We start from the raw sequence: 12,678 nt of genomic DNA on the forward strand, positions 1-12,678 counted from the left end.
CCTACCCGTGTACGCGTTCGCCATGACTTTGTATTTAATAAAACTTAGTGGGTGAGCAGTGCATTAGGGCTTGATGCTCTTCCCCCGCCCGCGGACACCACTGGTCTTTGCACCAAGCCCTAAACCGGTACTATCCATCCTGACAATCGCTGGCGCCCGCCAGCAATGGCAGACAGCCAGCGCCAATGCGTCCGCTGCATCCGCCGGCTTGGGCGGCTCCGTAAGCCCGAGGATACGAGTAATCATCGCCGTCATTTGTTTCTTATCGGCGCGCCCGTTGCCAGAAATAGCCTTTTTCACCTCGGACGGGGTGTACATATACACCGGAATATCCCGCTCGGCGGCCGCGAGCACGAGGACTCCTACGACGTGTGCAGTCTGCATGACGGTCGAAACCTGGCCGCGTTCGAAGACGCGCTCTATAGCAACCACATCCGGCGAATAATCGTCCATCCACTCCTTAGCCGCAACGGACAGCCGCAGGAGCCGCTCGGTTAAATCTTTATCGCTCGGGGTCCGCACCACGCCAACGGAGACGGGAAGAATTGCGCGCCCGCGGCCTGCTTGGACCACGGACAGGCCACAGCGAGTAAGCCCAGGGTCGATGCCCATCACGCGCATGCCTTCGATATTCACACCCGCCCACTCCCCGTTCCGCGGCCTCGTCGTTTCTAGTCTCAATTCCCCATTATGTCTTACACACACATGTTCTACAACACGGCGTGAATTTTAGACTGCCCCAATAAAACACAACAAAGCTCGGCGCCGGAATCTCCGCATGCGCGAAGACCCGCCACCGAGCTAGTGCCCCAATAAATGCAGGAACCCTATTCTGCGTTGAGCTCCGCTAGGACCTCTTCCGATAGATCCATATTGGTATATACGTTCTGGACGTCGTCGGATTCTTCCAAAACATCGATGAGGCGGAAGATCTTCTTGGCGTCATTGGCCTCGAGGGGAACCTCAACTGAGGCACGGAAATCGTTATCGGAGTCATCGACTTCGATATCTGCTTCCTTAAGGGCTTCCCTGACAGCCTGCACATCCGTGGGAGCGCAGATGATCTCAAATTTCTCGCCCTGGTCTTTGACCTCTTCAGCGCCGGCATCGAGCACTGCCATCAAGACATCGTCCTCACTCAGCTCACCCTTTTCCACCAAGACATAACCGGTGCGGGAGAACATATAAGCAACCGAGCCGGATTCACCCAGGTTGCCGCCATTTTTGCTCATCGCTGTGCGGACATCGGTAGCCGCGCGGTTGCGGTTATCGGTCAAGCATTCAATAAGCATTGCGACGCCATTGGGGCCATAGCCCTCGTACATGATGGTCTCCCAGTCGGCACCACCAGCTTCTTCACCAGAGCCGCGTTTGCGGGCGCGCTCGATGTTGTCATTGGGGACAGAGGCCTTTTTGGCCTTCTTAATCATGTCATCGAGCGTTGGGTTGGCCGCAGGATCACCACCGCCGGTTCGCGCCGCCACTTCAATGTTCTTAATGAGCTTGGCAAATTCCTTGCCGCGCTTGGCGTCATTGGCAGCCTTCTTGTGCTTGGTAGTTGCCCATTTTGAGTGGCCTGACATTAAGTCCCTTTCTAATTGGGTTCTAAATCTGTTGACAATTATACGTGCCCTGCACGAACTGGGAAAAGCGCCCCCATGATACAGACGCTTTTCTAGCCGTTATGCCAATTGCCGTGCGCAGAACCGCTACCTAAGTTCTCATCAAGGAACCGAGTCAAGCCTTCCTGGTTGACCAATGCAACGAGTTCGCCCTGCTCATTGAATAACTTACCGCGCGCGATCGCCGTTCCTTGCGCTGCTGTGGGCGATACCTGCTCATAGAGCAACCACTCATCCACGCGAAAGGGGCGAAGAAACCATACCGCATGGTCAAGGCTTGCCAGTTGCACCTTCTCCCCCTGGTGCGGAATGAGCGCCGCCCGGATAAGGGTCATATCGGACATATACGTCAGGGCGGCGCGGTGGAAGGCGGGATCACTCCCAAGCTCACCGGTATTGCGAAACCAAATATGGCGATATCCGGCACCTGTCACCTCCGCGGCGGCATCATCGCGGCCCTCATCGGGCACCAAACGAATATCCCAATCGGCCCACTCCTTCAAGATAATCCGGGTGGAATAGGGCGCCCCGCCGCCACGACGCGCGGCTTCATCGGGGCTTAATACCTGCGGTGCCACATCCTGATGTTCGGGACCTGCATCACCATCGCGGTGGAAACTAGCCAGCATAATAAAGACGAGGCGGCCACCTTGGATGACCCGAACCTGCCGGCTGGCAAAGGAACGGCCATCACGCAGCCTTTCTACCTGCAACTCCAGCGGCTTTTTCGTATCACCTGGGCCAACGAAATAACCATGGAGGGAATGCACCTGCTTGCCCTCCACCGTCCTTTGCGCCGCGGCAAGGGCCTGCGCGGCAACTTGCCCGCCAAAGGTGCGTTCAATCTGCGAGGGGATCGCCGGGCCAGAAAAGACATCCGCATCTTGGGTGCCTTCTAATGCCAAAACCTCAGAAATGGTGCCCACAGTCATCCTTTCTTGCGCGCCTACTATGCGCTACATCACGTAAGTCTTCGTCTGCCTTGCCACCCTACTCCCCGAGGCAGTTCAACCCCCGGTGACGAGGAACCTGATTCGAACTACTCAACGACCAAATTATTCCCTAGAATCTTTTGGGTGAAAAGATTCGCGACAGTTCCTGCGGTATGGGTGAGCTGGGTGCTCGCCCGCTTGGTTTTGGTCTATTTTTTGAAGCTCGACCAAAGCGCACGCGGCGATGTTGCCTATTATTTCGCCGGCCTTTTTGGCACCGATCCTACGAAGATGACCGAATACCCCCACGCGGGCACGTGGCCCACCATCATCTTAAGCTGGTTCACCGGTGGAGACCGCGGCGTATTCTATATCGGCTTTACCATCATGGCGCTGCTTGTCGATGCCACCTTCCTCGCCCTCCTGCTGCGCCACTACGAACGCAATAAGCGGGTTTTTCTCGCCGGCTGGTTCTGGGTATTTTTTGGCACGGCTGCAGGACACGTCTTTGTGTGGCGCCTCGATATTTTTCCTGCCGTCGCCGTCGCCGGTGCCGCAGCGCTTCTTATTTCTCATCCCAAGACAGGCGCCGTCCTATTGGGCTTCGCTACCACCATGAAGCTCTGGCCAGGCGTCCTCGCGGCCGGACTGGTAGGGCGTTTTAATAACTCTAATTCCTGGCTGCGATTGACGTCCTTTTTTGGCTCCGTTGCTGCTCTTTCTGCGTTCACAGTTTTTACCTCCGGTATGGACCGACTCCTTTCCCCACTGAATTATCAGGGGGTGCGCGGGCTCCAACTCGAATCCATTCCGGCGACATACTTGCTATTGCAGGCACATCTCAACCCGGGTAAATGGCGATTAGGTTATGCGCCCTCCAAGAGCTTTGAGATTTCTGGCCCGGGAGTCGATACCGCCATCATGTGGAGCACTATCGCGACGGCCGGGATGCTGGTATTCGCCCTGAGCTGGGCGCTATACCGTTTCTTCGCCGGAGGGTGGACCTCGCGAACGACCATCGCCTTCTTCACCCTCATGGTGCTACTACTCATAGCCACCAATAAGGTATTTTCGCCCCAGTACATCATTTGGCTAGGCCCCCTCTTCGCTGTGGTCGTACGCCAACAGCTCCCCGCCGGGTTTGTACCCATCAAAATCTGTCAGGGCCTCCTCGCTGTATGCGCAGTTGCAGCCGCCGCGCTTGGCACCTACATCTACCCATTCCACTATGACTACGTGTGGAAGTATGTGGGCGAAAATCTGACTCCGGTCTACGTGCTCGTCGCCCGCAACGTCCTCATCCTCGTAGCGGTGCTCTTTGCGCTTATATGGTTCATCCTTGAGGTGAGCCTGTCGCGCCGCTTAGAAAAAGCCATCGTGGCAGCAGGCGGCTTGGAAACAAGCCCGGAAGCCGGCGCAGAGAACGCGTCCTCGCCAAATACGGGGAGAATTAACGTGCCCGGTTCTGACACCCCTGCCGAAGCTGAAGCGAGCACCGATGCCGCTAAGGAGGTAACGCGCGGCTAAGTTTTTAATCCGCCAGCATGTAGTCGAAGTACTCAGGTAATTTAGCGGTTCCGCCGAGGCGGAAGAAACGCACTGCTGGGCGCAGGCGCAGCGCACGCGTATCGCTGACTGCCTCGTTATAAAAGCGATGCGCTAACTGGATGCGGCCTTCTGCATCCGCCAAGGCGGCAGGGCGCTGGCCTACCGGAAAATCGCGCACAATGGCGGCCGAAAGCTCGCGTTCAACCATGGTGCGGGCTTGAAAATGCCCTTGCGAAAGCTCCGTGGATTCGGCCTTTTGTGCCAAGGCCGCAAGATCCGGAGCAACCGCCGCCGTTACCGCCGCGCGCCGGTCCAGCGCAGCCTGCAGCTGCGCCAGCGCAGCATCGGTGCGGATGTGCAGGAAATTTAGTCGCTGCGCTGTGAAAATGGCCCACGATCCCACAAGAATGAGAATAAGCAGCGCGATGGTTATTTCTATCGCCATCATCGCTTCACCCTCACCTTCGTGCCATCTTGCACCGTTTCATAAACTTGCATGACCGCCGCGGCAACATGGTCCCAGTCATACATCTGGGCGCGTTGCACGCCATTGCGCACCAATCGCCGCCGGTAGTCACCATCATCCAAGACCTGGTTGAGCACGCGTGCCAAATCGGTGGCATCGCCAGTGCGGAATAGTGCTCCTGCAGGCTCTTCCGATTCTGCGTTGCAGACCGCACGAAAGGCCTCTAAATCAGAAGCCACGACGGCCGCACCGGCGGCCATTGCTTCTACCAGCACGATGCCAAAGCTTTCCCCGCCCGTATTGGGCGCCACATAGACATCGGCCCGGCCTAAGATCTGTGCCTTTTCTGCATCGCTAACGCGCCCGACAAAATCCACGCCCTCGACCTCGCGGGCGCGGCCGCCACCCATAATGGTGACGCGAATATTCCTGTTGACTTGGCGCAAAGCGGCTAACAGGATGTCTAGGCCCTTGCGTGGCTCGTCGAGGCGGCCGAGGAAGACGACCTCGAGTGGGGCATCGGCAAGCGCGGGCTGGCTTTTCTTGCGCGCAAGCGCGTAGACGGAGGTATCGACGCCGTTGGGGATCAGGACGGGATCGCCGCCCAGTTGCTCCACCTGCCAGCGCCGCGCCATATCCGATACCGCAATGCCGCCGCGAATCTTTTCCAAAAAGGGTACGAGCAGCGGCTTTGCCAGGGTAAGGATGAGTGAATTGGCCGCCGAGGCGTGGTACGTCGCCACCATGGGGCCGTGCGCCACGGCCAAGGCGGTCATGGAAAAACTCGGGGAATTGGGCTCGTGGATATGCAGGACATCAAAATCGCCGTCCTGGATGAAGCGCTTGACCTTGCGCGTTACCTTCGGCCCCACCGACAAGCGCGCGACCGAGCCGTTATACGCAATCGGGAAGGCAGGTCCACCCTTGACCACAAAATCCGGCAGTGGTGTGGTTTCCGCGGCGGGACCAAGGACCTGGACAAAGTGGCCTTGTTCTATAAAAACGGTGGCCAGATCAAGGATATGAGCCTGCACGCCACCAGGTTCGTCAAAAGAATACGGGCAAATAATACCGATGCGCATTAACTGGAACGTTCCTTTCGCGCTTGCCGGCGCCGCTCCACGTCCTCATTCCATTGCGGCTGCAGCATGTGCCAGTCCGCGGGGTGGCGTTGGATATTAGCCGCAAACCCATCCGCCATCCGCTGGGTGGTCTCTTGAACATCGGTAACCTCAACTTCTGGCGACACCGACAAGCCCCAGCCATCGCCTTCAAACCACGAGTGCACCACGTGGAGCGCCGCGCCGGTTTCAATGGCTAGCTGCGCGGGACCGGCCGCCATATTGGCTTCCTCATCCATGAAATCTACCGTGATACCGCGGCGGGTAATATCGCGTTCTGCCAATAGGCACACTACCCCTCCCTCCTGCAGGGCTTCCTTCAGGCGTGCAAAGGGAGGGGCCGCGCCACCGGTAAGTGGCAGGACCTCAAAACCCAGTTCCTCGCGGTAATCCACGAAGGCATCAAATAACACCTCCGGCTTTAAACGCTCCGCCACGGTGGTAAATTGCCCGTAGTGGCCCACCAAGAAGACCCCAGCCATATCCCAATTGCCGGAGTGCGGCAGCGCCAAGATCACGCCGCGGCCAGACTGCGCGGAGGCATCAAAGTGCTCGAGCCCTTCCAAGCCGCTCATGAGGCGCTCATGGAGTTGGGGATCCGCGTGAATCGCGGGCAGGCGGAACGCCTCCATCCAATAGCGCATATATGAACGCATGGAATCACGCACCAGCTGGCGGGTGACGTTTTCTGCCCCCACTACGCGGGTGAGGTTTCGTCGCAGGCCGTCCATGCCGCGCCCGTGGTTACTCGCGAAATCCGCCACCCACCGGAAGATCGTGCGCGCTACCGGTTCGGGCAGCCGGCGAACTACCTTCCAGCCCGCCAAATACCCGGCCGCTGCTACATCTTCTTTATCCCACATGGTGCCGGATCCTCCAGAAAAGTTTGTGCGCAAACCACGAACTAGCCGGAACGATAGCCCCCGCTGCGCCCATGTTCGCTTGATTTTACATCTCGGCGTCTTGGCGCGCTGCAATGGCAATGCGCTGGTACACGGTAAATATTGAGCCTACTGCCAAGATCCACAGCGATACCGCCGCGGCGTACTCTACGCCCAAGCCCTCTAGGCCAATGCCGCCTAAAGCCAGGATGAGGCGCTCGGGGCGCTCAATCAGTCCGCCCACCATGGTGAAACCGGAGGCCTCTCCCCTAGCCTTGATATAGGAAATGACCTGGGAGCATACCAAGGTAATGAGGCAGGCCGCCACGGTCCATTTGGACGCGTCTGCGGTATACACCAGCCACCAAGCGATAGCGCAGAATAATGCGCCATCGGTAATGCGGTCACAGCTCGCATCCAGCGTGGCGCCGAAAGCGCTCGATTTACCGGTCAGGCGGGCCATGGTGCCATCGAGCATGTCAAAGGCGGCAAAGAGGCCGGATAGTACTGCAGCGATAAAGAGATGGCCGGTAGGAATGAGGATCACCGAAATAGCGATGGTCACAATAGTGCCTACAACCGTGACCACGTTGGGTGTCAATCCCAACTTTAAAAAGGTCTTGGCTATAGGTTCCACCACCACGGCGGCGGGCTTTCGCCCATGCACGCTAAGCACGCGAGTCCTCCTCTTCCATGTCACGCCAACCCTCTGCCAGGACACGACGGGTGTCTTGCAGTAGTTGCGGTAATACCTTAGTCCCATCGAGGACAGTCATAAAGTTACTATCCCCGGGCCACCTTGGCACCACATGCAAATGCAGGTGGTCTCCCACTGAGCCGCCGGACGCGCGCCCCAGGTTAAAGCCCACATTAATGGCCTCTGGCTGTGATACGCGCTTGAGCACCCGCACGGCCTGTTGGGCAAAGGCCATGAGCTCGTGGGATTCCGCCTCGGTGAGGTTTTCCAGCTCGGATTCCTTGCGGTACGGCACCACCATGAGGTGGCCGGCGTTATAGGGGAACAGATTGAGCAGCGCATATACCGACTTACCGCGCGCAATGATGAGTCCATCCTCATCGCTGCCCTTGGGTGCTTCCACGAAGGGATCCTCGGACCGCTGCGCGATATAGGCCATCCGGTACGGCGCCCACAGTCGCTCCAACCGGTCCGGCTCACCGGCACCGGTATCGACGAACGTCTCCTCGCTATGTCCCTTCTGCGGGTTAGCGCCGGGCACGAATGAGCTCTTCTGTCGGCTGCTCGTTGGTGCGCTCTGCCACCCACGTGGAGATGAGCTCAACGGCTTCCTCGACGGGCGCTCCATTGACCTGCGTGCCATCCAAGAAGCGGAAGGACACCGCACCGGCTTCCACATCGCGGGCACCGGCGACCAGCATGAAGGGCACCTTACCTGTCGTGTGGTTGCGGATCTTTTTCTGCATGCGGTCATCGGAGGTATCCACGTCCGCGCGAATGCCCTTGACGCGCAGCTTGGCGGCGACGTCTTCCAGATGCGGGACGAAGTCATCCGCCACCGGAATGCCCATGACCTGGTGCGGTGCCAACCACGCCGGGAAGGCGCCCGCGTAGTGCTCAAGGAGCACACCGAAGAAGCGCTCGATGGAGCCGAAGAGGGCCCGGTGAATCATGATCGGGCGCTTCTTCGTGCCATCGGAGGCGGTGTACTCCAGCTCAAAACGCTCGGGCAGGTTGAAGTCCAGCTGCACCGTGGACATCTGCCAGGTACGTCCAATGGCATCGCGGGCCTGGACGGAGATCTTCGGCCCGTAGAACGCGGCGCCCTCAGGGTCAGGAACGAGCTCGAGGCCGGATTTTTCCGCCACAGACTGCAAGATCGTGGTCGAGCGCTCCCAAATCTCATCGGAGCCGACAAACTTATTGGGGTCCTTGGTGGAAAGCTCCAAGTAGAAATCGGAAAGGCCGTAATCCTCAAGCAGCGAAATGATAAAGTCCAGAACCTGGGTAAGCTCTTCTTCCAGCTGCTCTTCGGTGCAGTAAATGTGGGCATCGTCCTGGGTAAAGCCGCGCGCACGGGTCAGGCCATGCACCACGCCGGACTTTTCGTAGCGGTAGACCGTACCGAATTCAAAAAGGCGCAGTGGAAGCTCACGATAGGAACGGCCGCGGGATGCAAAGATCAGGTTGTGCATCGGGCAGTTCATCGGCTTGGCGTAGTAGTCCTGCGGCTCCTTGACCGTATTTCCCTCGGCGTCATACTCGCCATCGAGCTGCATCGGCGGGAACATGCCATCGGAGTAGAAATCAAGGTGGCCGGATTTACGGAAGAGGTCGCCCTTGGTGATGTGCGGGGTATTGACAAAGGAGTAACCCGCCTGCACGTGGCGGTTGCGGGAGTGGTTTTCCATCTCCATGCGCACGGTCGCGCCATTGGGGTGGAATACCGGGAAACCGGAACCGATTTCATCCGGGAAGGAAAACAGGTCTAGTTCTTGGCCCAAGCGGCGGTGATCGCGCTTTTCTGCCTCTTCCACCATGGTCTGGTAGGCGGCCAATGCGTCCTTGGACTCAAAGGCGGTGCCGTAGATGCGCTGCAGGCCAGCGTTAGCCTGGTCGCCGCGCCAGTAGGCGGCGGACGAACGAGTCAGGGCAAAGGCTGGGATATATTTTGTGGTGGGAACGTGCGGGCCGCGGCACAGGTCGAACCATTCCACCTCATTGGTGCGCGGGTTCACGTTGTCATAGTGCGTCAAGTCACCGGCACCGACCTCGGCGGCCTCATCGGAGTCTGGGTCCACATTGCCCTTGTCCTGGATAAGTTCCAGCTTGAAGGGCTCATCCTGCAAGGCCTGCTCTGCCTCAGCCGTGGACACGTAGGTGTGGCGCTCGAAGCGCTGGCCACCCTTGATGATCTTCTTCATCCGCTTTTCCAGGGCCTTGAGATCCTCCGGGGTGAAGGGCTCAGCGGTCTGGAAATCGAAGTAGAAGCCGTTTTCAATGGATGGGCCAATGCCCAGCTTGGTGCCGGGGAACTCGGCTTGCACGGCCTGGGCCATGACGTGGGCGCAGGAGTGGCGAATGACGGCGCGGCCATCTTCCTCACAGGCGGCTACCGGAACAAACGTCGATTCCTCATCCGGGGTGTGCGAGAGGTCAAAAAGAGTACCGTCCACGCCGCGGACTACCACGACTGCCTCTGGGCCCTTATTGGGCAGGTCCAGCTCGCGGAGGACCGCGCCAACCGCTTGTCCGGCCGGCACGGTGAAGGATTCGTAGTTTACCGGTGCCGCGGGAATAAGTTCCGCCATATTCGCGCTCCTTTTTGCGCTCGCGCAGATACGGCATACCTGGCCGCATCCACTAGTTAAATTTACGGATAGTCATTCTACAGGCCTGCATGCGTGCAAAGCGATTCCGCCCACCACGTTTCTTTACCATCGCCGCCTTTGGTTCCCGGCGGGCAGAAATACATCGCCGAACCAATGTGGGTCAGCCACTCATTCAGCAGGTCCGCCTCATCAAGGCGCGCCTGGATGGGCTCGAATTGCTTGGTGGGATCCTGTTGGTAGCAAATAAAGATTTGACCAATATTGGATAGTTGGCCATCCTTGCCATCCGGCGGCAGCTCGTAGTTAAAGGGGCGGCGCAAAATCTTTTGCTCTGGGTGGTCCTTCGGCGCGGTGGCGCGCGCCATGTGGGAATTCTTATCAATGACGGGCAAGCCATACTCATCCGTAGCCTTAAAGTCCGCCTCATCGAATTCCTTATCACCCGTAAGCGGTGCCCCATTTTCCAGTTTGCGGCCCACCGCATTTTCGCGGGAAGGCCGATCCAGCTTTTCCCAGGTGTCGAGGTTCATGCGGATGCGGCGCACCACCATGGCCGTACCGCCCTGCTGCCACTTTGGTCCGTCCTCGATCCAGACCTGGTCGGCGAATTCTTCATCGCCGTGCGGGTTAACGGTGCCATCTTTTTGGCCAAACATATTGCGCGCGGTTTCGCCCTTTTCGTGGCTGCCGTAGGCGTTGATAAATCCCTGCTGCAGCCAGCTAACTTCGGCATAGTGCTCACCTGAGCGCACCATGTGCCGCAGGGCGTAGGTATTCATCAGGGGGTCATCGCTGCAGATTTGCAGGACGATGTCAGTCTGGCCCCACTTTTCTTCTAATTGGTCGCGGGAATAGGCGCGGACATCGCCAAGCCACTCCGGTTTATCCACGCCCAGCAGCGAGAAAATGCTCTCACCCAGCCCACACGTGATGGTGAGGTTCGCCGGCTGGCGCACCATTTCCGGCTCCAAAGTCCCCAACGGGGGCTGGCCCGTACACAGCGCCCGCGCATCCTCGGTCCACAACTTCATCAGGCGGGCAAAGCCCTGCTTGCCGATGTCCCCTTTGAGATCAAAGCCCACCAAGTTCAGGTGTGCTTGCTCCGGCGTGTCAATGCCGGCCTGGTGTGGGCCGTCGAAAGCTACGGTGGCATCGGCAAGCGGAGTGTTCTCCTCCGCTTCAGCGTTTGATGTTGATCTATCCGAGTTGCACCCCACCAGCGCAAAGGCACTGGTAGACACTGCAGCGCCGGTGAGAAATCCCCTTCTGCTGAATCCCGTCATGACTAGTGCTTGTGATTTTCTTTCTCGTCGTCCTTGCCGGAGTGATCGTGGCCTGCATGGTCGGAGTGATCGTGGCCCGCGTGGTCGCGATCCATGCCTTCCATGTCGCCGTAGTCCTCGTCGCCAGCGCCCATGGTGCGGGCCTGGATGGTGCCCAGGTCAAGCTCATCGCCGCCAGACAAGGTCACCGTGAGCTCGAGGGAATCGCCAGGCATGATTCCTTCCTTCATGCCCATCAACATGAAGTGATCGCCACCTGGCGCAAGCTCGTGGCTCTCGCCAGCCTTGATGACCAAGGGACTGGACTTTTCGCGCATCTGGCCATCGACGGTCTCGTGAATCTGGTTCATCTCTGCGTCCAGGTTCGTGGAGAACCCAGTGATCTCGATGTCTTCATCCGAGTGGTTGACCAAGGTGCCGAAGATGGCGGTCATATCCTTGTCTTCGCTCGCGCGTACAACAGCATCCTCGAAGGTCAGGTCCTTATCCGCTGCCGCGGTGGATTCGCTGGTTTTTGCAGTGGAAGAAGCAGCCGAAGTCGACTCTGAGTTATTGGAATCGCTCTCATTATCCGGAGAGCAACCAGCAAGAACCAGGGCGCTGAGGGAAACGCTGGCAATCAGGCGGGAAATTTTCTTAGTCATTATTTGTGACCTTTCGAGTCGTTTCGACGAGTTTTAGCAATCAACAAAGCCAGAACGGCCGCTATGGCCAGCACACCACCCACGCCCAAAATGATTTTCACCGAGGTGGGCATATCGCTCGAAGAATCTGCAGCTCCATCTGCATCTGCAGCGTCGGTGGAAGAAGCATCATCGCTATCCTCACCTTTCACCGTAAATGAGACCCCACCGCGCGTGGCGTGTCCATCCGAGGAGGTGATGTTGTAGCCCACCTGGTAGTTTCCTGGCCCGGGATCGACATCATCTGGAGTCGTGATCGTGAGATCGCGGTCATCTAGCTCCGGCTCCTGGCTAAAGATCTGTTCGCCAGTGTCCTTATTGGTCACCGCAAAGGTGTTGAACTGATCCTTTGGGATGCCGGAAAACTCCAGGGTGATTTCCTCAGGAAACTCCTCGAGCTGGTCGCCCTCCTTTACGGTTCCGCCCACGACGGAATCGTGCGCCAGTGCTACAGGTGCGGATCCGCCCGCGATAAGTGCGGTAGCTCCCACCGCAACTGCCGTGCGACGCAACCAAGGTACGCGATGGCTCATTTTCAGCTCCTTCAGTTCTGAATTTTGCGTATGCATGCAAAGACATCCTATCCCCAACGAACATCTTGGTGACATTCGTGGTCATCAGGGTATCTCTATCAATAGTCGGTAACCGTATCTTCATAGTTCCGCATCGAAGCGAAAAAGTCTGCGATCTCCATCACTTCAAAAGTGTGGGGTGTGGCGGATACAAAAAAGCCGCCTTGGTGACAAGGCGGCTTGAGTGGAGCGGATGACGAGACTCGAACTCGCGACCCTCACCTTGGCAAGGTGATGCGCTACCAACTGCGCTACATCCGC

13 protein-coding genes and 1 tRNA gene are annotated in these 12,678 nt (G+C 58.2%); 1 reads left to right on the top strand and 13 read right to left on the bottom strand.

Annotated elements, in window-relative coordinates:
• Positions 1 to 63: 63 nt before the first annotated feature.
• The 3 genes from ruvC to ABRP66_RS04785 all read right to left on the bottom strand — a co-directional run bounded on the left by ruvC (position 64) and on the right by ABRP66_RS04785 (position 2,554).
• The gene (gene ruvC, locus ABRP66_RS04775) at positions 64 to 636 is read right to left on the bottom strand and encodes a crossover junction endodeoxyribonuclease RuvC (RefSeq protein ID WP_284769705.1); all 573 of its coding nucleotides are present in this window, start codon (positions 634 to 636) and stop codon (positions 64 to 66) included.
• A 191-nt stretch (positions 637 to 827) separates the two neighbouring features.
• On the bottom strand, positions 828 to 1,583 hold the full coding sequence (locus ABRP66_RS04780) for a YebC/PmpR family DNA-binding transcriptional regulator (protein ID WP_284769704.1): 756 nt from the start codon (positions 1,581 to 1,583) through the stop codon (positions 828 to 830).
• Between the two features lie 92 nt (positions 1,584 to 1,675).
• The gene (locus tag ABRP66_RS04785) at positions 1,676 to 2,554 is read right to left on the bottom strand and encodes an acyl-CoA thioesterase (protein ID WP_284769703.1); all 879 of its coding nucleotides are present in this window, start codon (positions 2,552 to 2,554) and stop codon (positions 1,676 to 1,678) included.
• A 144-nt stretch (positions 2,555 to 2,698) separates the two neighbouring features.
• Between ABRP66_RS04785 and ABRP66_RS04790 the strand changes: the two genes are divergently transcribed.
• Positions 2,699 to 4,081 (top strand): DUF2029 domain-containing protein, encoded by a 1,383-nt coding sequence (locus ABRP66_RS04790; RefSeq protein WP_349838404.1) that lies wholly within the window; start codon positions 2,699 to 2,701, stop codon positions 4,079 to 4,081.
• A 4-nt stretch (positions 4,082 to 4,085) separates the two neighbouring features.
• On the opposite strand, the gene ABRP66_RS04795 is transcribed toward ABRP66_RS04790, so the two are convergent.
• The 10 genes from ABRP66_RS04795 to ABRP66_RS04840 all read right to left on the bottom strand — a co-directional run bounded on the left by ABRP66_RS04795 (position 4,086) and on the right by ABRP66_RS04840 (position 12,678).
• On the bottom strand, positions 4,086 to 4,547 hold the full coding sequence (locus ABRP66_RS04795; RefSeq protein WP_284769805.1) for a hypothetical protein: 462 nt from the start codon (positions 4,545 to 4,547) through the stop codon (positions 4,086 to 4,088).
• Positions 4,547 to 5,650, bottom strand: coding sequence for a glycosyltransferase family 4 protein (locus ABRP66_RS04800; RefSeq protein WP_284769700.1), 1,104 nt, complete (start codon positions 5,648 to 5,650; stop codon positions 4,547 to 4,549). The genes ABRP66_RS04795 and ABRP66_RS04800 overlap by 1 nt, the downstream gene beginning before the upstream one ends.
• The gene (locus tag ABRP66_RS04805; RefSeq protein ID WP_284769699.1) at positions 5,650 to 6,552 is read right to left on the bottom strand and encodes a phosphatidylinositol mannoside acyltransferase; all 903 of its coding nucleotides are present in this window, start codon (positions 6,550 to 6,552) and stop codon (positions 5,650 to 5,652) included. Before ABRP66_RS04805 ends, ABRP66_RS04800 begins: the two co-directional genes overlap by 1 nt.
• An 85-nt stretch (positions 6,553 to 6,637) precedes the next feature.
• On the bottom strand, positions 6,638 to 7,246 hold the full coding sequence (gene pgsA, locus ABRP66_RS04810; protein ID WP_284769698.1) for a phosphatidylinositol phosphate synthase: 609 nt from the start codon (positions 7,244 to 7,246) through the stop codon (positions 6,638 to 6,640).
• Positions 7,239 to 7,808 (bottom strand): HIT family protein, encoded by a 570-nt coding sequence (locus ABRP66_RS04815; RefSeq protein WP_284769697.1) that lies wholly within the window; start codon positions 7,806 to 7,808, stop codon positions 7,239 to 7,241. Before ABRP66_RS04815 ends, pgsA begins: the two co-directional genes overlap by 8 nt.
• Entirely contained in the window at positions 7,795 to 9,858 is a 2,064-nt protein-coding gene (gene thrS / locus ABRP66_RS04820) for a threonine--tRNA ligase (protein WP_349838405.1), read from the bottom strand. Before thrS ends, ABRP66_RS04815 begins: the two co-directional genes overlap by 14 nt.
• 77 nt (positions 9,859 to 9,935) lie before the next feature.
• Complete coding sequence (locus ABRP66_RS04825; protein ID WP_284852027.1) at positions 9,936 to 11,162, bottom strand: Dyp-type peroxidase; 1,227 nt, start codon at positions 11,160 to 11,162, stop codon at positions 9,936 to 9,938.
• Between the two features lie 2 nt (positions 11,163 to 11,164).
• Entirely contained in the window at positions 11,165 to 11,806 is a 642-nt protein-coding gene (locus ABRP66_RS04830; RefSeq protein WP_284769694.1) for a copper chaperone PCu(A)C, read from the bottom strand.
• Positions 11,806 to 12,414 carry a copper resistance CopC family protein gene (locus ABRP66_RS04835; RefSeq protein WP_410757085.1) on the bottom strand — a complete coding sequence of 203 codons (609 nt, stop codon included), beginning with the start codon at positions 12,412 to 12,414 and terminating at the stop codon, positions 11,806 to 11,808. Before ABRP66_RS04835 ends, ABRP66_RS04830 begins: the two co-directional genes overlap by 1 nt.
• A 188-nt stretch (positions 12,415 to 12,602) precedes the next feature.
• Positions 12,603 to 12,678, bottom strand: a tRNA-Gly gene (locus tag ABRP66_RS04840).

Source organism: Corynebacterium sp. KPL2680 (assembly GCF_040225675.1).
Classification (GTDB): Bacteria; Actinomycetota; Actinomycetes; order Mycobacteriales; family Mycobacteriaceae; genus Corynebacterium; species Corynebacterium rhinophilum.